The 19,303-nt window shown below is 41.6% G+C and carries 20 protein-coding genes; 9 read left to right on the top strand and 11 right to left on the bottom strand.

Annotated features, from left to right (window positions below; genetic code table 11):
* Nucleotides 1-1,059 precede the first annotated feature (1,059 nt).
* Entirely contained in the window at nt 1,060-1,401 is a 342-nt protein-coding gene (locus F995_RS10455; protein WP_004646794.1) for a hypothetical protein, read from the top strand.
* 103 nt (nt 1,402-1,504) lie between these two features.
* Here the strand turns inward: F995_RS10455 and F995_RS10450 are convergent, their stop codons facing one another.
* Together F995_RS10450 and F995_RS10445 are read right to left on the bottom strand one after the other, a co-directional pair.
* Entirely contained in the window at nt 1,505-1,735 is a 231-nt protein-coding gene (locus tag F995_RS10450) for a hypothetical protein (protein ID WP_004646793.1), read from the bottom strand.
* Between the two features lie 622 nt (nt 1,736-2,357).
* Nucleotides 2,358-2,588, bottom strand: coding sequence for a hypothetical protein (locus F995_RS10445; RefSeq protein WP_004646792.1), 231 nt, complete (start codon nt 2,586-2,588; stop codon nt 2,358-2,360).
* Between the two features lie 252 nt (nt 2,589-2,840).
* On the opposite strand from F995_RS10445, the gene F995_RS10440 reads away from it, so the two are divergent.
* Both F995_RS10440 and F995_RS10435 read left to right on the top strand, forming a co-directional pair.
* On the top strand, nt 2,841-3,317 hold the full coding sequence (locus F995_RS10440; RefSeq protein ID WP_004280184.1) for a CinA family protein: 477 nt from the start codon (nt 2,841-2,843) through the stop codon (nt 3,315-3,317).
* A gap of 102 nt (nt 3,318-3,419) precedes the next feature.
* The gene (locus F995_RS10435) at nt 3,420-4,040 is read left to right on the top strand and encodes a hypothetical protein (protein ID WP_004646791.1); all 621 of its coding nucleotides are present in this window, start codon (nt 3,420-3,422) and stop codon (nt 4,038-4,040) included.
* A gap of 66 nt (nt 4,041-4,106) precedes the next feature.
* Here the strand turns inward: F995_RS10435 and prpC are convergent, their stop codons facing one another.
* Together prpC and prpB are read right to left on the bottom strand one after the other, a co-directional pair.
* Entirely contained in the window at nt 4,107-5,246 is a 1,140-nt protein-coding gene (prpC, locus tag F995_RS10430) for a bifunctional 2-methylcitrate synthase/citrate synthase (RefSeq protein ID WP_004646790.1), read from the bottom strand.
* A gap of 4 nt (nt 5,247-5,250) precedes the next feature.
* Nucleotides 5,251-6,135 carry a methylisocitrate lyase gene (gene prpB, locus F995_RS10425; RefSeq protein ID WP_004280180.1) on the bottom strand — a complete coding sequence of 295 codons (885 nt, stop codon included), beginning with the start codon at nt 6,133-6,135 and terminating at the stop codon, nt 5,251-5,253.
* Nucleotides 6,136-6,365: 230 nt separating this feature from the next.
* On the opposite strand from prpB, the gene F995_RS10420 reads away from it, so the two are divergent.
* The 3 genes from F995_RS10420 to F995_RS10410 all read left to right on the top strand — a co-directional run bounded on the left by F995_RS10420 (nt 6,366) and on the right by F995_RS10410 (nt 8,626).
* On the top strand, nt 6,366-7,013 hold the full coding sequence (locus tag F995_RS10420) for a TetR/AcrR family transcriptional regulator (protein ID WP_004646788.1): 648 nt from the start codon (nt 6,366-6,368) through the stop codon (nt 7,011-7,013).
* A 114-nt stretch (nt 7,014-7,127) separates the two neighbouring features.
* The gene (gene argF / locus F995_RS10415; RefSeq protein WP_004280178.1) at nt 7,128-8,048 is read left to right on the top strand and encodes an ornithine carbamoyltransferase; all 921 of its coding nucleotides are present in this window, start codon (nt 7,128-7,130) and stop codon (nt 8,046-8,048) included.
* A gap of 104 nt (nt 8,049-8,152) precedes the next feature.
* Nucleotides 8,153-8,626 (top strand): hypothetical protein, encoded by a 474-nt coding sequence (locus F995_RS10410; protein WP_004646787.1) that lies wholly within the window; start codon nt 8,153-8,155, stop codon nt 8,624-8,626.
* Nucleotides 8,627-8,728: 102 nt separating this feature from the next.
* On the opposite strand, the gene F995_RS10405 is transcribed toward F995_RS10410, so the two are convergent.
* The 7 genes from F995_RS10405 to rpiA all read right to left on the bottom strand — a co-directional run bounded on the left by F995_RS10405 (nt 8,729) and on the right by rpiA (nt 15,448).
* On the bottom strand, nt 8,729-9,082 hold the full coding sequence (locus F995_RS10405) for a YnfA family protein (protein WP_004646786.1): 354 nt from the start codon (nt 9,080-9,082) through the stop codon (nt 8,729-8,731).
* A 91-nt stretch (nt 9,083-9,173) separates the two neighbouring features.
* Nucleotides 9,174-11,450, bottom strand: coding sequence for an ATP-dependent Clp protease ATP-binding subunit ClpA (gene clpA / locus F995_RS10400; RefSeq protein ID WP_004646785.1), 2,277 nt, complete (start codon nt 11,448-11,450; stop codon nt 9,174-9,176).
* Between the two features lie 9 nt (nt 11,451-11,459).
* On the bottom strand, nt 11,460-11,873 hold the full coding sequence (gene clpS, locus F995_RS10395; protein WP_004646784.1) for an ATP-dependent Clp protease adapter ClpS: 414 nt from the start codon (nt 11,871-11,873) through the stop codon (nt 11,460-11,462).
* A gap of 18 nt (nt 11,874-11,891) precedes the next feature.
* A complete protein-coding gene (locus tag F995_RS10390; RefSeq protein ID WP_004279781.1) occupies nt 11,892-12,641 on the bottom strand; it encodes a DUF6776 family protein in 750 nt (249 codons plus the stop codon).
* A 77-nt stretch (nt 12,642-12,718) separates the two neighbouring features.
* Nucleotides 12,719-13,774: an N-acetyl-gamma-glutamyl-phosphate reductase gene (argC, locus tag F995_RS10385; RefSeq protein ID WP_171057010.1), complete on the bottom strand. Its 1,056-nt coding sequence runs from the start codon at nt 13,772-13,774 to the stop codon at nt 12,719-12,721.
* A gap of 183 nt (nt 13,775-13,957) precedes the next feature.
* Complete coding sequence (locus F995_RS10380) at nt 13,958-14,638, bottom strand: M48 family metallopeptidase (protein ID WP_004646782.1); 681 nt, start codon at nt 14,636-14,638, stop codon at nt 13,958-13,960.
* A 138-nt stretch (nt 14,639-14,776) separates the two neighbouring features.
* The gene (rpiA, locus tag F995_RS10375; RefSeq protein ID WP_004279784.1) at nt 14,777-15,448 is read right to left on the bottom strand and encodes a ribose-5-phosphate isomerase RpiA; all 672 of its coding nucleotides are present in this window, start codon (nt 15,446-15,448) and stop codon (nt 14,777-14,779) included.
* A 104-nt stretch (nt 15,449-15,552) separates the two neighbouring features.
* Between rpiA and ilvA the strand changes: the two genes are divergently transcribed.
* The 3 genes from ilvA to F995_RS10360 all read left to right on the top strand — a co-directional run bounded on the left by ilvA (nt 15,553) and on the right by F995_RS10360 (nt 19,250).
* A complete protein-coding gene (gene ilvA, locus F995_RS10370) occupies nt 15,553-17,091 on the top strand; it encodes a threonine ammonia-lyase, biosynthetic (protein WP_004646781.1) in 1,539 nt (512 codons plus the stop codon).
* Nucleotides 17,092-17,256: 165 nt separating this feature from the next.
* Nucleotides 17,257-17,913, top strand: coding sequence for a potassium channel family protein (locus F995_RS10365; RefSeq protein ID WP_004646780.1), 657 nt, complete (start codon nt 17,257-17,259; stop codon nt 17,911-17,913).
* On the top strand, nt 17,910-19,250 hold the full coding sequence (locus F995_RS10360) for a TrkH family potassium uptake protein (RefSeq protein WP_004646778.1): 1,341 nt from the start codon (nt 17,910-17,912) through the stop codon (nt 19,248-19,250). The genes F995_RS10365 and F995_RS10360 overlap by 4 nt, the downstream gene beginning before the upstream one ends.
* The last annotated feature ends 53 nt before the right edge of the window (nt 19,251-19,303 follow it).

The raw sequence follows: 19,303 nt of genomic DNA, 5'->3' as shown, positions 1-19,303 counted from the left end.
GATTGATCTTCATTAAGATGTCTGATGATTTGGCACATTATTCAATATTTTTCAAGCAATCACGACACTGTTTGACCTCATCATGGTCACACGTGTAGTTAATTTCAGTCGCACCATGAAGACCAAATAAACAAAATATAAATTGCATCATGTTTTTCTCCTAAGTGTAAAAAGCTCAATCTAGGATCAAGCTTTATTGCTTTAAATATAGAATGATTCAATATAAAATGATTGGATCAGCGATCTAGAACAACTTCAGTACTCAGCTCTGTTGTTTAGCCTTTCAGTAAAATTGAAGCTTTTGGGCTAAGTTTGTACAGGCTCTTCAGCTTGAGTCGCCTGATCTTTTTTACAATGATCACTTTTACAATGCTTGCTGCTCATCATCTGACACATTTTCTCTTTGCAAGATTTAAAACAACAGCCAACCATTACGCCCATGCCAAATGCGCATATACATCTCATCATAGCTTTGTCCTGTCTTTTCGTGAAAAGAGATATATAAATAACATCTATTCATGTATCTCTCCTGAGGGAATTTTCAGGCTTTATGTTGTGTATGAAAACTTATGTGAAAGAGAATGAGCAAAAAATACAATCAGCAAAGAAAAAACCAGATTTAAGACGGAAAAGAAAAAGCCTGTTTAACTCTCCTAAATTAAACAGGCCCTATAATGTGCTGATTTTTAATTATTTTCATTAAGTTCTTAGAATGACGCCAAGATATCACTAGCCATGCAGCCAATCTGTGTAGGATATATAGATGCAATGTTTCAAAATATGAAAAAACCATTACTTTTGTTAATTAAATGACTGTAATTTATCCAAAAATCTTTTTAATGGGCAAATAAGACGATTAAATAACCAAAACCCAAAAAGAATTGCTAAACCTATAAATGAGAATAGGTTAATTCAGATTTGTAGGAGAAAATTCCTTATTTCAGTCAATATCGGATGTTATGAATGTTCAATGTCTCATAAAGTTTATAGATCCCTGCTTTCTTTTTAGTCATTTCTCTCTATAATTTTTCATATGAGCAATAACAATATTTTGGCAGCATGAAAAATCGCATACTAATTACTTTATTGATGAGTCTGGCAATAAGCGGCTGCCAAAAACAGCAAGCAGAGAGTGCAGCAGAAGCTGATGCAAACATTAAAGTGCAGTTTGAACAATCAGATAATCAACTGAGTGCTTATCTGGACAAACTTGACTCTTCAACAATTAGTCTGGAAGAAAGAACACGTATCCTGTGTGAACAATATCCTAAAGAATATAAAAATAACTATATGCCTGCCTTGCTAAAACTTGCACCCAAGGAATATACAGAAAAAGAGTTGCTCACCGACCTAGACAATGCCTTGAATTTCTACAAGCTAAAAGCCAATATTCAGTGTTAATAAATACTTAGTCTAATCGTGCAATGAAATATAAAAAACCGCCTGATTCAGGCGGTTTTTTTATGAAGAGCGTAAGTCTTAAACAGAATTAACACTGCGGTTTTCACTGATCTTGTTGCTGTTGGTTACTGTTTTGCTGTGGCTGTTGTTGCTGTTGGCCTTGCTGGTTTTGTTGCTGATTGCGCTGCGGCTGCTGTTGTTGCTGGTTATTTTGTTGCTGATTTGGGTTTTGCTGGTTGTTTTGTTGACGCTGCTGATCTTGATTGCGTTGTTGATTTTGCTGTTGCTGTTGTTGCTGCTGTTTCTGTTGGTCTTGCTGTTGATTATTAGCCATGGTGGTATTCCTTACTATTTGCTTTAAATTAAAAGCCGATAGGTTTCGACTTAATATCTACTCTACGCATTTTTCAGATTTCGCCAACCTTTAACCTGTTACAGATTAATTCAATGTAAAAAATAGTAAGATAAGTACTTGAAGTGGAGATTAATGCGCAACATAAATTACCTGATATAATGCAACAGAAACATAATGAAAGACTTTATAGGTCAAAAATTTATTATCCAATAAAAGGAATAACTTAAGTCCTATTTCATATATAGGAAAATTTTTAATAAAATTTAAAAAGCGTTATTAAACAGAACCACTTAATAACTATACTATTGATATTTATAAATATATACAAATAAATCTAAATCTTCTATATTTTTAAAAAATTAAATAAAACATTAAAAATACAATTCTTTTTGAATATTATTAACTGTGAAGAAATACGATACTTAACATGACCTCACCAATAAAACTTAAGCTGTTTCGAATTTACCTTGACTTTAATTCAAATATTTTTACTTATTATTTTGGTATAAACTTAGATCAAATCATTGTTTGTAATTATATTTATTAATCTATTTATAATAAATAAGCCCCTTTAAAAGAGGCTTATTCTATTCAGTTTTTATTAGATATTGACTACTTTGACGATAATCGTTTGAGTATCTTCCTGCTCTTCGGCCAGATACAAACGTTTAAGCTCTTTGCTTTTCACTTTGAACTGCAAATTCTGATAAGAAATTGTGCTTGGTATCTGATCAAAATATTGACCATCAGCGTCAATTTCTTCCTGAAATAATGGTGTACCCAATTGATAGTCAAGACTTTTTAAGACTACATATTTTACTGTGGTTTTCATTCCAACACCCTACTTTCACTAAGCACTTTATTTTTATTTTTACCACTGTTCCGCCTGAGAAGAAACCTCTATTTTTGAAAATAGCCCAAACTTTAACCACTCAGATTTGCGATCAGGTCAACATGAAATTACACTGATCTATGAAAAAAATTTTAACTTTCATAAAAATATAAATATACTTGGAGTTGATCGACAGGAAAAAATCTGCCTAGATTGATCTAAAATCACTCCCACAAAGAAAATATAGAGACTATGATAAAAACCTGTTGCGGCTTACTCGAAGAGAAAAACATAAAAATTGCCTTTATCGAAAGCGCAAGTTCTGGATATCTCAGTAGCCAGTTCTCCATTTGTAAAGGAGAAGGTGCCGAAATTCTGATTGGTGGTTTGATCTGCTACGATGTAAGTGTCAAGACTTCAGTATTGGGCATTTCCAAGAATCTGATCAATAGTCATACTGCGGAATCTATGCCGGTAACGGTTGCTCTGGCGGAAGCAGGTAAAAAAATGTTCCGTGATGCTGACTGGATTATTGCCTGTACAGGATTGCTTAAACCAGGTGGTAGCGCGACACCAGAGAAACCGGAAGGGACTTTTTTTGTGGCCATTAATGATGGCACGCAAATCCATCAGTTCCAGTATTATCTCAAAGGCTCGCCACTTGAACGCCTCAACAAACTGTCCGCTGTGGTTGCACATGACATGATCAATCTGTTGAATAACAGCTAAGCTTTCAAAGTTACTGTATAGCCTGAATAAGCTTCATTATTTCTACCGTATTTTAAGATAGATTGGCATGATCAGATGCCAATCTATTTTTTTGAGGGTGGAATGACCATGAATATTAAAACTGCACTGCTCCTGCTCCCTCTGAGCTTGCCCACTCTGGCTTTCGCTACCGTAGGCGGTCCACAAAATATTGAAGTTCTAGGCTATGAAGTCAAAGAACAGAAGCTTTATATCATGCGTCACTATCTTGATGGTCGTGGACGCTTGCCTCAACTATATTATTATAATTTTAAATCCCAAAAACCAAATCAACTGGTTCAGGTCAATTCCTTATATATCAATCCTAAAACCAAGCGCATCGATTATGATCAAGACAGTCGCAAGTTTGATCAGGACATTGCCAAAATCAAAAAACGTTTAGTTCCATTAAATCCAATTCAAAAATCAAAACCACAGCTTAAGGTGTTAAAGACAAAAAAAGGTAGCGCGCCTGCCTGGCATGACCCTCAGGAAAAAGTGCCAAAATGGACCTATCAATATCAAGTGAAATCTGGCTTACAAAAAAGCGCGGTTCAGCAAGCGGTTAGTTATCAGCAAGGCTTGAAAATTAGCCAGGCCTATAAAGTTCCGAGACAAAATAAAACTCTGGTAATAGTAAAGTATCTGGGTATTCCTTTTGAAACAGGTTATAGCATTGAAGATCCGGCACTGTTAAGCCGATAACGAAACCGATAAAAAATAAGGTCTCAATTGAGACCTTATTTTTTTTATTTTTACTACAGAAACAGATTAAGCCGCAGTAGAACGCTCAGCGATTGGCACTACTTTACGCAACTCTGGCCCAGTGTAATCCGCGCTTGGACGGATAATACGATTGTCTGCACGTTGTTCCATCACATGTGCGGCCCAGCCTGTCACACGCGACATAACAAAGATCGGGGTAAACAGCTTGGTTGGAATGCCCATAAAATGATAGGCAGATGCATGGAAGAAATCCGCATTACAGAATAATTTCTTCTCACGCCACATGACTTCTTCACAGCGTACCGAGACTGGATAAAGTACCGTATCACCGACATCTTTGGCCAAACGCTCAGACCAGACTTTAATAATGCCATTACGCGGATCATTGTCCTTATAGATCGCATGACCGAAGCCCATGATTTTTTCTTTACGTTCCAGCATGCCCAGCATTTCACGTTCAGCTTCTTCAGGCGACTTCCAGTTTTCAATCATGTCCATCGCAGCTTCGTTGGCACCGCCATGTAGAGGGCCACGCAAGGAACCGATTGCACCGGTAATACAAGAGTGCATATCGGACAGCGTTGATGCACACACACGAGCGGTAAAAGTTGAAGCGTTGAATTCATGCTCTGCATACAGAATCAAGGAAACATTCATCACCTGTTCATGTAATTCATTTGGCTTTTCGCCATGCAGTAGATTCAGGAACTGCGCACCGATTGAATCATCATCGGTATTTTCTTCAATACGCACGCCGTCATGGCTATAACGATACCAGTAACAGATCATTGCCGGCAAAGTTGCCAAAATACGGTCTGCGATATCCTGTTGCTGCTCAAAAGATTGCTCAGTTTCAAGATTGCCCAGCATGGAAACGCCAGTACGCATCACATCCATTGGATGTGAGTCGGCAGGAATACGCTCAAGGACTTCTTTTAATGCCTGAGGTAAAGTGCGTAAGGATTTCAGTTTGGCTTTGTAGGCTGCCAATTGCTCTGATGTCGGCAATTCTCCGAAGAAAATCAGGTAAGCGACTTCTTCAAACTGGCAATGTTCAGCCAGATCCTGTACGTCATAACCGCGATAGGTCAGGCCTGCGCCACTTTTGCCTACTGTTGAAAGTGAGGTTTTACCTGCCACTTGTCCGCGCAATCCTGCGCCAGTGAGTACTTTTCCTTCAGCCATTTTTTTAATTCTCCTGTTTAAACAGTTTATCTAATGTGTCTTCGAAGCTGTGATAATCTAAAAATTCGTAGAGTTCTTTTCGTTGTTGCATGATATCCAGCACATTTACCTGAGTACCATGTTCGCGCACCGAACGCATCACTTCAAGTGCGGCTTTTTGCATTGCACGTGTCGCTGACAATGGATACAGCACCATGCCAATGCCCTGCTCAGCCAATTCATCTACCGTATAATACGGCGTATCACCAAATTCGGTAATATTCGCCAGGACTGGCACACCGACCGCATCACATACTGTACGGTACATGGTGATATCAGTCATCGCTTCAGCAAAAATCGCATCTGCGCCCGCTTCAACACAGGCAGAAGCACGGTCAATCACGGCTTGCAGGCCTTCTTTTTGTAGCGCATCGGTACGCGCCATCACCACGAAGTTTGAATCGGTTTTCGCATCTACAGCAGCTTTGATACGATCGACCATTTCCTGTTGCGATACGATTTCTTTATTTGGACGATGACCACAACGCTTCTGTGCAACCTGATCTTCAATATGAACCGCAGCGGCTCCTGCTGCAATCATCTGTTTGATCGTTCGGGCAATATTTAATGCGCCGCCCCAACCGGTATCAATATCAACCAGTAAAGGTGTATCCACACGTTCAGTGATCCGGCGTACATCTTCAAGAACATTATCCAGGCTGGTCATGCCCAGGTCAGGCAAACCATAAGAATAATTCGCGACACCCGCACCTGATAAATAAATGGCTTTATAACCGACCTGTTTGGCCATCATGGCAGCATAGGCATTTACCGTGCCCATAATTTGCAATGGTTTCTCGACTTCAAGCGCTTGTCTAAATCTTAAACCTGCAGACATTTGTTCTGTCATCTTCCTTTTCCACAGTCTTGGCTATAATTATTGAAATTCGAGTATACTCATTTGGCTTGCTCATTCCATAACCCGATAGAACAAATACTCTAAAACTTTAGTCAAATTTTTAAGTTTTGCTTTACCTAATTAGCAAATAGCGCACTTATCTGGCGCAATTATGAAATATGTGCATATATTTGCTATGATGGCGTTTCAATCTTTATTGTCATGTTGATGTACGATCTCCTATGCAAGACCTTGCCCTAGAACCGCTCGCCAAAGATCTGCCACAGACCAAACGTGGTCATGAGCGTTGTATTGCGCTGCTGATCAGTGCAACCGAGCTATTTCTGGAACGGGGTTATGACGCTGTCTCTCTGGATGATATCGTCCAGCATGCCGGAGGCTCCAAAGCTTCGATCTATAAATACTTTGGCAATAAAGAAGGCTTGTTTAAAGCCATCTGCGATTATCGTCGTATCAAGTTTTTTGAAGATATCAGTATTCCGATCGAATTGATGGCACTGGATTTTCGTAGTTATTTAGTACACACGCTACTCAATTTTTATCACCAGATCATGCAACCTGAAAACTCGGCCTTTATGCGTCTGGTGCTGGAACAGAGTCAGCGCAATCCAGAACTTGCCCAGCATATTCATGAGCGAGGCCCGGTGCATGTACAAAGTGCCATTGCTACGGCTTTAGAACAGGCAGATGCGCAAGGTTTATTGCATTGCGAGAATCCGCAATATTCGGCACAGTTGTATTTTGGTATTTTGCGCAATCTGGAATGGCGTATTCTGATGGGAATTCCGGTACAGGAAGATGATCAGGAAATCGACAAATACATCAGTTATTGTGTGGATCGCTTTTTAGACGGTCATCAAAAAGTCTAGTTTTTTTGCATTTTTCATTGCTTATAGTATATTAGCCGATTCCGTATTTTTTTCTTAAACTAACCAACAACTGATTGTTGATCGAGTTTTTCGGCAATTATTGTGGAGTAACGAATGGCTCTCCGTCACTTTCTCACCTTACGCGATTTATCAACTTTAGAACTTAACCAGATTTTGCAACGCGCAATTGAGCTTAAGCGCAAACAGCATAACAATGAAGTGTTCCAACCATTTGTTGGTAAAGTGATGGGCATGATTTTTGAGAAATCGAGTACCCGTACGCGTGTTTCGTTTGAAGCTGGCATGAGCCAATTTGGTGGTAGCGCGATTTTCCTGTCTTCACGCGATACCCAGTTAGGTCGTGGTGAACCGATTGAAGATTCTGCACGTGTGATTTCAAGCATGCTGGATATCGTGATGATCCGTACTTTCGGCCATGATATCGTGGAGCGTTTTGCATCTTATTCAAAAGTTCCAGTGATTAATGCGTTGACAGATGACCACCATCCTTGCCAGCTACTTGCTGACATGCAGACTTATGTAGAGCAACGTGGCTCAATTGAAGGTAAAACTGTTGCCTGGATTGGTGATGGCAACAATATGTGTAACTCTTATATTGAAGCTGCACATATGTGGGGCTTTAATCTGAAAATTGCAGCGCCAAAAGGCTATGAGCCACAAGAAAAATTCCTGTCTGAATTCGCGCATTGTGTGGAACTGGTTCCTTCTGCTGAAGATGCAGCGGTGAATGCTGACCTGATCGTGACTGATGTTTGGGCAAGCATGGGTCAGGAAGAAGAGCAGAAGATCCGTGAAAAAGCCTTTGCAGATTATCAGGTGAATGAACGCCTGATGGATCTTGCACATCCGGATTGCTTGTTTATGCACTGCTTGCCTGCGCATCGTGGCGAAGAGATTTCAGAAAATCTGCTTGACCATAAAAATGCCGTAGTTTGGGATGAAGCTGAAAACCGCTTGCACGCGCAAAAAGCTTTGGTTGAATTCCTGATTAATGAAAATCTGAAAAAAGACTAATTTTTTAAGATGAATCTTCACAAATTAAGCACCAATCTCTGGTGCTTTTTTTGTCTCAGCTCTTATAATCATTGTTGAAATGGAATAAAAAGTGATTTTATACAATGCAAAAAAAATATTGGGCTTTGGCACTCTTGACTGGTTTTAGCAGTGTCGCCTTACCGGTGCATGCTTCTGAATTTGACCAATATCTTCAAGAAAAAAATATTATTGACAGCAAATTTAAAATTCAGAAAAAAGCTGAGCTGAATGAATTGCTCGCAGTGCTCAGTGCAGAGGATTCCAGAACTTTACCATTGCAGATTGATCAAAATACGATTATTGAACAATTACAGTTAAGTGCCAATAAAACCACACTGAAAGGCATGATCATCACGCCCGATTTTAGCCAGTTTGAAAAAGACTTGGGGCGCAAAGAAGTGATGAAAGTCATTCGCAATAATCTGCTCAATAATTGTGAAATTTTCTTTGAGCATCGCTATCAGATTGAGAACCCTTACAAGGTTGAACTCAGCCTGAACTCGCAGACACAAACATATAAAACGGATATTTCCCAGAAAGATTGCAAATTAAAATAATCTAAACACATAAGACATTTATTTCGATTCAGGATTCAAGAATCCTGAAAACAAAAGGTAGCCGTGGCTACCTTTTTTAATAAGGTTTACTGTTATATCTTGCTAACGCACCAAGCCTTGCGGCTGCAAAATAATAATCAACGCGCCCAGTATTACCACCATGCCACCAAGTAGATCCCAACGCGATAGAGTCACTTGATCAACGAAGCGCAACCACATCAGTGCTGAAAAAATATAGATACCGCCATAAGCGGCATAGATCCGTCCTGAAGCAGCTGGATGCAAGGTTAACAGCCAGACAAAAGCCGCCAAAGCCAGAGCTGTCGGAATCCATAACCAGTGGCTTCTCCCCTGATTTAAAATCAGATAGGGAAAATAACAACCTAAAATTTCCATCAATGCCGTGACTAAAAACAGTAAAAATGTCGTGAACAGCTTGGTAACTTGAATATCCATAATTTATCTTTTAAATGATATGAATTTGATAATTTAAAATATGAGTCCATGAAAAAACCCGTGCAAGCACGGGTTTGATCCTTCTTATTAATTAAGCTGGTTCAGCAGTCTGGTCTTCAAAAACTTCAAGTTTTAAGCCAACCGCTTTACCATTTTCTTTTTTCACAGATACTGCAACATTGCCGCCATTTTCAGCCAGCTCACCAAACAGGATCATCTCAGCCAGCGGTTTTTTCAGGTGTTCCTGAATCAAACGTTGCATTGGACGTGCGCCCATTAAACGGTCATAGCCATGTTCTGACATCCATTCACGTGCACTCTGATCCACTTCCAACATGACTTTTTTGTCATCTAGTTGTGCTTGAAGTTCAGTCAGGAATTTATCTACAACATTTTCAATAATGCTGCTTGGTAATGCCTTGAACTGAATCACGCCATCGAGACGGTTACGGAATTCTGGCGAGAAAACTTTCTTCATCGCTTCCTGATTATCGTTACTATTGTCCTGTTCCATAAAACCAATGCTGACACGTGAAATACTTTCAGCACCAATATTGGTGGTGAGTACCAAGACCACGTTACGGAAATCAGATTTACGCCCGTTATTATCAGTCAATGAACCATGATCCATAATCTGCAATAAGAGGTTAAACACATCTGGATGCGCTTTTTCGATCTCGTCTAGCAACAGCACACAATGCGGATTTTTGTGAATCGCATCGGTGAGCAAGCCACCCTGATCAAAACCGACATAGCCCGGAGGTGCACCGATCAAACGTGACACTGCATGACGTTCCATGTATTCCGACATATCAAAACGAACCAGTTCCACACCCATCTGTTTCGCGAGCTGCTTGGTCACTTCGGTTTTACCAACACCTGTAGGACCCGCAAAGACAAAACTACCTACAGGCTTATCTGGAGACTTCAAACCGGCACGTGACAGTTTAATTGCAGAAGCCAAGGCCTCAATCGCTTCATCCTGACCAAAGACCACACGTTTTAAATCACGCTCAAGATTTTCCAGCACACTCTTGTCATCTTTAGAGACAGTTTTCGGAGGAATACGCGCAATTTTAGAAACGATGTCTTCAATATTTTCTACGGTGATTAAACTGTCATCTTGTTCTGCTTTGAGACGGCGCTGAGCACCGGCTTCATCAATGACATCAATCGCCTTATCTGGCAAGAAACGGTCGTTGATAAATTTCGCAGAAAGTTCTACCGCAGACACTAAGGCTTGATCTTCATATTCCACATGATGGAAATCTTCAAACTTCGATTTCAGACCACGTAGGATATCAATAGTTTCAGAAATAGATGGCTCATTCACATCAATTTTCTGGAAACGACGCGATAAAGCATGATCTTTCTCAAAGACCTGACGGTATTCCTGGAATGTGGTTGACCCGATGCAGCGTAAAGAACCATTTGCCAGCGCCGGTTTGATCAGATTCGATGCATCCATGGTACTGCCCATACTCGAGCCTGCACCAATAATCATGTGAATTTCATCAATAAACAGCACTGCTTCAGGTTTCTTTTTCAACGCATTTAAAAGCTGTTTCAAGCGTTTTTCAAAGTCGCCACGGTATTTGGTTCCTGCCACCAAAGCACCAATGTCCAGACTGAAAATTTCAGCATTTTCCAGTGGTTTTGGCGCTTTACCATTGACAATTAACCAAGCCAGCCCTTCAGCAATCGAGGTTTTACCGACACCTGGATCACCGACAAGGAGTGGGTTATTTTTACGACGGCGGCAAAGAATTTGCGCGGCACGCTCGATTTCTTTTTCACGACCAATCAGTGGATCGGTCTTACCTTTTTGTGCTTCAACATTCAGGTTAGTGGTATAAAGTTCAAGTGGACCTGAACTTGCTGAAGATGCTGATTCGCCATCTAGATCTTCGATTTCTTCTTCAGACTGTACATCTTCTTTACGGGTACCATGAGACAGGTACTGAGTCAGGGTCAGACGGTTAATTTGATGACGTTTCAGCAGATAGACTGCAAATGAGTCACGCTCAGAATACATGGCAACCAGAATATCAGCACCTTCTACAGTACGATCGCCGCCGCTTGACTGCACGTGAAAAATCGCGCGTTGCAAGATCCGGTCGAAGCTTTCTGTCGGGTGTGGTGCCTGATCACTATTTTCACCAAGTTTAGGGGTATGTTGTTCTACGTACTCTTCTAATTCCTTACGCAACACGATGATGTCCGCACCACATGCTTTGAGAGCATTCACGGCTGAATCATTGTCGAGCAAGGCTAACAATAAATGTTCTACGGTCAGGAACTCATGTCTCTTTTGACGAGCCATGCTGACAGCCAAACGTAGTGATACTTCTAATTGACGACTGAGCATGTAACCCCCTTAATCTTTAGGCTCTATTTGGCAAATTAACGGATGACCTTGTGATCGAGCATAATTATTGACTTGGTTCGCTTTGGTCTCCGCAATGTCTCGAGGATAAACCCCAGCTACACCCTTTCCTTCATAATGTACAGTTAGCATTACTTGTGTAGCTTGGTCAAGATTCATTGCAAAGTATTGTTGTAAAATTTCAATTACAAACTCCATCGGCGTATAGTCGTCATTTAATAAAACAACCGCATACAACGGTGGACGTTTCAGTTCTGGCGGTGCAGTCTGTACAGCTAAGTCAGAATCACCGTCTTCAGAGGGTTCATTTGCTAAACGTGGGCTGATATGCCAATCAACGATTCCAGACTCATTAAAAGAATTTTTAATATCACTTAAACACATTTGACGTTTATTGCTTGGCATAAGATTTATATTTCACACTTAATTTGCATTTGCTTCGGTTTTCGGAATTTCTGACAAGGTGGCAGACTGATTTTCGACTGCTTTGCCCTGTTCCCAACTAAAACGACGAATCACAGGCTTGGCACCAGTAAGACGCACTTCAATAAATTCTGGTTTAAAGCCTTTCGGCATGGTCCAGCGGCCAGTGAGTCGCTCATAATTTTCAAAATTAAAGTTTTTATCTTCCAGTGGTACCACCAGAATTTCAGTCCCTTTAATCAGGCGCAGTTCCACACTACCTGAAGCACGACTTTTGCCTGGACTGACCTGAACCAGATCAATCTGGTATTCAAAGGCATTTTCGGGTAATGGTTTAATCGACAGGTTTTGAACCGCCAATGCCAAACCACCACGTTGACGCAAAATTTCGCGATAAATGGTTCCTACACTTTCAGCCTGCACCTGTTCATCACGTGCCTTGGTCATGGCCAGATACAGATCATTGGCGTTGCTGACAGCTAGATCACGCTCCTGAACCGCAGTATTCAGCGTCTTGTTCAGTGTTTCAAGACTGGCTTTCTGAGTCTGTACCACATCGACCAGTTGCTCTGCATCTGCATCATAACCCGCCGCAGTCAAACCCTGACGATGTCCTACGGTATATCCGAGTACGCCACTGCTTAAGATCAATACAGCCGCACCAATGGCCAAGGGCGTATTACCTTTCATGAATGGTTTCTTAGTCCCGGGTTCCTGAGGAAGCGTCGTATTTGACTCGTTATTCGGCATTTTGATCTCTTGTTTGCTTTAATCAAGACACACATTTAAATGCAAATCTAAATGTGTGTGAAGTTCTAATACGTTTTTTATGGTAATAAACCAATATTATTTAAGCCAGCGTCTTCAGCAAAACCAAACATCAGGTTCATGTTTTGTACAGCCTGACCTGCTGCCCCTTTTACCAGATTGTCTTGTGCAACCAGTACAACCAGTTTCGTTGGTTGTGGCTTATACAAGGCAATACGCAACTGATTCGCTCCACGCACTGAACGGGTTTCGGGTGAGCTACCCGCCGGCATAACATCGACAAATGCTTCATTGGCATAGAACTGCTCATATAGCGCTTGTAAATCTGCTGATTGGCCTGCTTCAGTTAAATCGATATAGATGGTCGACAACATACCACGAATCATCGGCACCAAATGCGGTACAAATAAAATATGATCAAACACATTTTTTTGACCTGAAATTTTTTCCAATGCTTCGACAATTTCAGGGTGATGACGATGACCCGCTACACCATAGGCCTTAAAATTATCGGAATTTTCAGAATAAATCATGCCCAGACTGGCTTTACGACCTGCACCTGATACACCAGATTTGGCATCGATAATAATGCTTTCAGGTTTCACCAATGCTTCAGCCGCTTTTAAGACCGGCGCCAGACCCAACTGAACTGTAGTTGGATAACACCCCGGATTCCCGATCACACTGGCCTTTTTAATTTCTTCACGATTTAGCTCAGATAAACCATAAACAGAATCTTTTAACAGTTCTGGACATGCATGTTGCATGCCATACCATTTTTCAAACTGTTCAAGATCTTGTAAACGAAAATCTGCCGCCAAGTCGATCACTTTGGTATTTGCAGCAACCAGCTCTTCGGCATGTTTCATTGCGACACCATGCGGCGTTGCAAAGAACACCACATCGCATGATTTTAATAAACCCAGACTCAAATCAGAAAATTTAAGATTGGTATGCCCGCGCAAGCTTGGGAACATGTCATCTACACGACGACCTGCTTCAGTACGTGATGTCAGTGCTGTTACATTTACATCTGGATGTCGTAGCAAAAGACGCAAAAGTTCAACGCCTGTATAACCCGTACCACCCACAATACCCACTGAAATCACGATGATTACCTCAAATAAATGTTTCCTTTATACAGCCTAGTATGACAGGAAGTTGAGGTTTTCTAAACCATTTCACTGGGGTTTGCTGGTTTTTTAATTGATCAGTAGGATAAGTCCGATTTTGATCATGAAACTTTTAATTTGCTTAGGCTATTTCAATAGAGTTATATGGACTTATTAATTATGGTTTTAGGCACCCCACCAATATGGCAACGGCGTATTTTTCAGCGTTATACGATGCTGCTGGAAATGCTGATCATGCTTAGCAACTTCTGCCCAAAAGCGTGGACTATGATCAAAATGCTTTGTGTGTACCAGTTCATGGACAGCGACATAATGCGTGACCTCTTCAGGAAATAATACTAGCGCACTATTCAGCATAATGTCATGTTTGGCCGAACAACTGCCCCACCGGGTTTTAGGTTGTCGAATACTGCAGTTTTTAAAAGGCAAATGACATTGCTGTGAGACAAGATTTAAATATGAAGGAAGCTGTTCTTTTGCGTAGGCAATCACGAAAGTTTTTAAATATTCTTCAGGATGTCGGTCACTGATGCAAAGCTGTAAATTTTTATGATCAAAAATGAAGTTGCTCTTCTGGCTTTGATAAGAAATTTGTACAGGTTCTTTTAGATTAAATAACCGCAGCTCAATCGGTAACGTCCGGTCAATATTTTCGATTTTTTCTTGCTGGGATTGCCAGGTTTTAATCAGCCAGCTTTCAGATTGTTCAATAAAATGCCGTATCTGTTTTTTGCTGCAAAAAACCGGGGCTGTGAGGCGAATCTGGGTCGCATCGACACGCAAACGTAACCGGGTTGAACGGACATTTCGGGTGATTTGGATTTCGGGTAGATCGGATAAGGTCATTATAGTTTTTTTAATCTCCCTAACCCCCTCTTTTTCAAAGAGGGGCTTTTAAAAGTCTCCCTTCTTGCACTTGTTTTAAAGCAGTGCTTCAAAACTTCGCTCAGGGAGATTTAGAGGGATTTTTTCTAGAAAGTTTAATTAAACCGCTGTACGCTCTTCAATTCCGTTATCAGTCGCGACAATGGCGATATCTGCTTTGTTGATCGCAAAGATACCGTTACATACCACGCCCGGAATATCGTTTAAGGTTTTTTCCAGTTCAAGTGCATTTAGAATATTCAGGTTGTACACATCTAAAATCACATTACCGTTGTCAGTGACCACACCTTCACGGTACGCAGGATCGCCACCTAAAGATACGATTTTACGCGCGACTGCAGAACGCGCCATTGGAATCACTTCTACAGGAAGCGGGAACTCACGCCCTAATTGTCCAACCCATTTAGAATCATCCACGATACACACAAATTTTTTCGCAATAGAGGCAACAATCTTTTCACGTGTCAGCGCTGCACCGCCACCTTTGATCATATGCATATGACGATCAATTTCATCTGCACCATCAACATAAGCATCCAGACCACTGACAGAGTTCATATCTACCACTTCAATGCCGAGTTTTTTCAAGCGTTGTGCAGTTGCTTCTGAACTGGCTACCGCAGCTTCCAATTGCAGCTCAGGCAATAAGTCAATTAAAAAGTTTACAGTACTGCCTGTACCTACGCCTAAAATGCCCCCTTTTGGCAAGTGTTTTAAAGCGGCTTTGGCTGCTGCTTGTTTTTTCTCATCTTGGGTTGCATATAGACTCATGGCTTCACTCAACTATTTTGGACTTTTGCAGCTTTTTTAAACCGCAAAGCCGTGTGGTTTGTTACAATAAGCCCCTATTTTAAACTGTTAGATGGAAAATTAACATGCTGTCTCGTTTGGTTCGACAAATTTTACAAGCAACGGTCTACGATGTTGCAATCGAAACTCCACTCGAAGCAGCGCCACGAATTAGCGAACGACTCAATAATAATATCCGCTTTAAACGTGAAGATTTACAACCGGTTTTTTCATTCAAGCTACGCGGTGCCTATAACCGTATTAGTCAATTACCGAAATCACAAATGGAACGTGGCGTTATTACTGCTTCAGCGGGTAACCATGCACAGGGCGTGGCACTCTCAGGGAAAAAGCTGGGTATTCGCGCGATTATTGTGATGCCTAAAACCACACCTGATATCAAGGTACAGGCGGTTAAGCGTCTTGGTGGCGAAGTGGTTTTGCATGGTGATTCATTTGATGTCGCCAACAAGTATGCGATTCAACGTGCCCAGGAAGATGGCATGACCTTCATTCCGCCTTATGATGATGAACTGGTGATTGCTGGCCAAGGTACGATTGCTAATGAAATCCTGCGTCAATGGCGCGATGTGGATTACGTGTTTGTCGCAGTTGGCGGTGGTGGCCTGATCGCAGGTGTTGCAGCGTATTTAGGTGATGTCGCACCCCACGTTAAAGTCATTCCAGTGGAATACGACGAATCTGCCTGTTTAAAAGCTGCTTTAGAAGCAAATGAACGTGTGATTCTCCCATCTGTGGGCTTGTTTGCTGATGGTACAGCGGTAGCCCAAATTGGTGAAAAACCATTTGATGTGATTCGTCTGCAAAAATCGGACAATTCTGGCCCAATCGTGGAACCGAATGTGGTGCTGGTGAATACGGATGAAGTCTGTGCAGCGATTAAAGACACTTATGACGAATGCCGTAGCATTGTAGAACCATCTGGTGCAATGGCTCTGGCAGGTATTAAAAAATACGTGGCTGAACATGGCATCGAAGGGAAGAACATGGTGTCGATTGTCTGCGGCGCCAACATGAACTTCGACCGTTTACGTTATATCGCTGAACGTACCGAACTGGGTGAACGCAAAGAAGCGATTTTTGCCGTGACCATTCCGGAACAGAAAGGTTCATTCCTGAGTTTCTGCCGTGCATTACAAGGCCGTAATATTACTGAATTTAACTACCGTGCCAGCGATGCTTCTGCTGCGCAAGTCTTTGTCGGCATCAGTCTGAAAAATGGCGAGAAAGAACGTCAGGAAATTTATGAAACCTTAAAGTTCCAGTATGACGTTGACGATCTGTCTGATGACGAAGTGGCCAAACTGCATATCCGTTACCTGATCGGTGGTCATGCCGATATTGAAAATGAGCGCCTGTTCCGCGTGGAATTCCCGGAGCGTCCTGGCGCTTTACTGATGTTCCTGGAACGTCTTGGCCCAACCCATAATATCACCCTGTTCCACTACCGGAACCACGGCGCTGCTGAAGGACGTGTTCTGGTGGGTCTTGAAGCAACCGATGCACAACAGAATCCGGATGGCTTGATCGAAACTCTCGAAACCATTACCTATCCATATCAGGAAATTACCAATAATCTGGGTTATCAACGTTTCTTGAAGTAATTCTTTCAAACATAAACCGCCTTTCGAGGCGGTTTTTTTATGTCCGGCTGAATGAAAATGTATGAAGTATTTATGTAAGGCCAGATAGCTGAAAACTATAAAAATCTTTAAGATACATACTTAGACATGAACTGATTTGAAATAAAAAGATTTAAGGAAATATGCATGGCATTATTTGCAGTCATTGGGCTGGGCAGCTTCGGTGCAACAGTGGCGACTCAACTGATCAGCCTGAAACATGATGTGATTGGAATCGATCTCGATAAAAAATATGTGGAAAATATTTCCGATCAGCTCACCCATGCGGTCATTGCCGATGCAACCGATGAGCATGTCCTGGATGAACTGGATATCCAGCGCTGTGAAGCGGTCGTAGTCGCAATTGGTGAAGATATTGAAGCCAGCATTCTGTGTGTACTGCATCTGAAAAATATGGGTGTAAAGAAAATTTGGGCCAAAGCCAAATCCAAAGCCCACCATATGATTTTGACCCATCTGAACGTCGAAAAAATTATTCACCCAGAAGAAGATATGGGCGTCCGTGTGGCACAATCACTCAGCTACCCGATGGTTAGCCGTTATATGTCACTTGAAGATGATCACTATATTGTCAAGATCGAGATTCATGCAGATCATCATGGTACACCGTTGAATCAGTTGATGAAGCATATACCTGAAATTACCACCTTATTACATAAACGCGGATCTACGCTGCAATACCACGTAGATGCCAATCAGATTCTTCAAGAAGGCGACATTTTACTGGTTGAAGGATTGCTGGAACCTTTGCGCCGTCTTGCTAAATATTTTAAACATTTATGAAAAGTTCTGATTTAAAGCAACACAGGACGATTAACCTCAGTCCTCCGAGCTTACTGGCTTTGGGTTTTCTCGGATTAATTCTGATCGGCTCACTGCTATTGATGCTGCCTATTGCACATCATGGAGAAATCAGCTGGCTGGAGGCGATTTTTACAGCAACTTCTGCTGTGACCATTACCGGGCTATCGGTGGTGAATGTCGGTGAAGCCTATACCGTATTTGGTCAAATCGTGATTATGTTTTTGTTGCAATGCGGCGGCTTGGGTTTTATGACCTTTGCCATTCTGGCAGTGATGAGTCTGGCACCGCAACTGGGGCTAAAACAACAAGTCATGGCACAGGAGTCCATTGGACAAACTAGTCTGAAAAAAGTCAGTTTTACCATTAAAGCCGTGTTTTTATATTCTCTATTCTTTGAAGCGATCGGCACGCTGATTCTGACCTTGTCCTGGCTTAAAGAATATCAATTCACTGATGCATTATTTTATGCAGCCTTTTATAGTGTCTCCGCTTTTAATAATGGTGGATTTTCACTATTTCCAAATAGCTTGATGAGTTTTTCAGGGCAATATCTGATTACCTTTACCATCAGTATGTTGTATATCATTGGCGGTATCGGTTTTCTGGTGCTGATGGACGTCAAAGAACATAAGCGCTGGCGTAAGTTGAGTACCAACAGCAAGCTAATCCTCTCAACGATTCTGGGTCTGAACCTAAGTGCTTTTATCGTACTTTGGCTACTAGAGGCTTCCAATCCACACACCTTGGGTCTCATGAGTTTGGGCGATCAGGCCGTGAATGCCTGGTTCCATGCCACCGTTCCCCGCTCTTCAGGTTTTAATAGCTTGCCAATGGAACAAATGAGCGATGCATCCAGTCTCGTTACCATGCTGCTCATGTTTATCGGGGGCGGCTCCTTAAGTACGGCGGGCGGCATTAAGGTCGGTACGTTTATTATTGTGGTCATCAGCGTAATCAGTTTTTTAAGACGCGAAGATGAGATCCGGCTGTTTAATCACTCTATTCCTGAAAAAACTACGTTTAAAGCATTGGCCGTCGTGTGTATTACTGCAGCATTGATCATGATGGGTTTTATGAGCTTATTAATCCTGGAACCTGAGCAGGATTTTCTGGATCTGTTGTTTGAAGCCGTGTCTGCGGCCTGTACCGTCGGTTTGTCCCGAGGGGTAACAGAGGAACTACAACCTGCCAGTTTGATTATTCTAATGCTGTTAATGTTCGCAGGGCGTCTAGGGCCACTGACGCTTGCTTATTTTATTGCGACTCCGAAAAAGAGTCGTCTCAAACATCCGCCTTCAGAAATCCAGATTGGCTAATCTATCTATAAAAAAACCATGCAGCGGCATGGTTTTTTATTTTCATTCCAAGA

It is taken from the genome of Acinetobacter sp. CIP A162, assembly GCF_000367905.1.
Lineage (GTDB): Bacteria > Pseudomonadota > Gammaproteobacteria > Pseudomonadales > Moraxellaceae > Acinetobacter > Acinetobacter lwoffii.
The sequence above is the reverse complement of the archived record's forward strand: the minus strand, read 5'-3'. Positions and strand labels throughout refer to the sequence as shown.

What these genes read in the sequence shown, in the direction of transcription:
- F995_RS10410 (WP_004646787.1), top strand. Translation starts at nt 8,153, where the DNA reads ATGCAAAAAAAATATTGGGCTTTGGCACTCTTGACTGGTTTTAGCAGT.
- F995_RS10420 (WP_004646788.1), top strand. Translation starts at nt 6,366, where the DNA reads ATGCAAGACCTTGCCCTAGAACCGCTCGCCAAAGATCTGCCACAGACC.
- ilvA (WP_004646781.1), top strand. Translation starts at nt 15,553, where the DNA reads ATGCTGTCTCGTTTGGTTCGACAAATTTTACAAGCAACGGTCTACGAT.
- F995_RS10445 (WP_004646792.1), bottom strand. Translation starts at nt 2,588, where the DNA reads ATGAAAACCACAGTAAAATATGTAGTCTTAAAAAGTCTTGACTATCAA.
- F995_RS10405 (WP_004646786.1), bottom strand. Translation starts at nt 9,082, where the DNA reads ATGGATATTCAAGTTACCAAGCTGTTCACGACATTTTTACTGTTTTTA.
- F995_RS10440 (WP_004280184.1), top strand. Translation starts at nt 2,841, where the DNA reads ATGATAAAAACCTGTTGCGGCTTACTCGAAGAGAAAAACATAAAAATT.
- F995_RS10455 (WP_004646794.1), top strand. Translation starts at nt 1,060, where the DNA reads ATGAAAAATCGCATACTAATTACTTTATTGATGAGTCTGGCAATAAGC.
- clpA (WP_004646785.1), bottom strand. Translation starts at nt 11,450, where the DNA reads ATGCTCAGTCGTCAATTAGAAGTATCACTACGTTTGGCTGTCAGCATG.
- F995_RS10360 (WP_004646778.1), top strand. Translation starts at nt 17,910, where the DNA reads ATGAAAAGTTCTGATTTAAAGCAACACAGGACGATTAACCTCAGTCCT.
- prpB (WP_004280180.1), bottom strand. Translation starts at nt 6,135, where the DNA reads ATGACAGAACAAATGTCTGCAGGTTTAAGATTTAGACAAGCGCTTGAA.
- rpiA (WP_004279784.1), bottom strand. Translation starts at nt 15,448, where the DNA reads ATGAGTCTATATGCAACCCAAGATGAGAAAAAACAAGCAGCAGCCAAA.
- clpS (WP_004646784.1), bottom strand. Translation starts at nt 11,873, where the DNA reads ATGCCAAGCAATAAACGTCAAATGTGTTTAAGTGATATTAAAAATTCT.
- F995_RS10390 (WP_004279781.1), bottom strand. Translation starts at nt 12,641, where the DNA reads ATGCCGAATAACGAGTCAAATACGACGCTTCCTCAGGAACCCGGGACT.
- prpC (WP_004646790.1), bottom strand. Translation starts at nt 5,246, where the DNA reads ATGGCTGAAGGAAAAGTACTCACTGGCGCAGGATTGCGCGGACAAGTG.
- F995_RS10365 (WP_004646780.1), top strand. Translation starts at nt 17,257, where the DNA reads ATGGCATTATTTGCAGTCATTGGGCTGGGCAGCTTCGGTGCAACAGTG.
- F995_RS10435 (WP_004646791.1), top strand. Translation starts at nt 3,420, where the DNA reads ATGACCATGAATATTAAAACTGCACTGCTCCTGCTCCCTCTGAGCTTG.
- F995_RS10450 (WP_004646793.1), bottom strand. Translation starts at nt 1,735, where the DNA reads ATGGCTAATAATCAACAGCAAGACCAACAGAAACAGCAGCAACAACAG.
- argF (WP_004280178.1), top strand. Translation starts at nt 7,128, where the DNA reads ATGGCTCTCCGTCACTTTCTCACCTTACGCGATTTATCAACTTTAGAA.
- F995_RS10380 (WP_004646782.1), bottom strand. Translation starts at nt 14,638, where the DNA reads ATGACCTTATCCGATCTACCCGAAATCCAAATCACCCGAAATGTCCGT.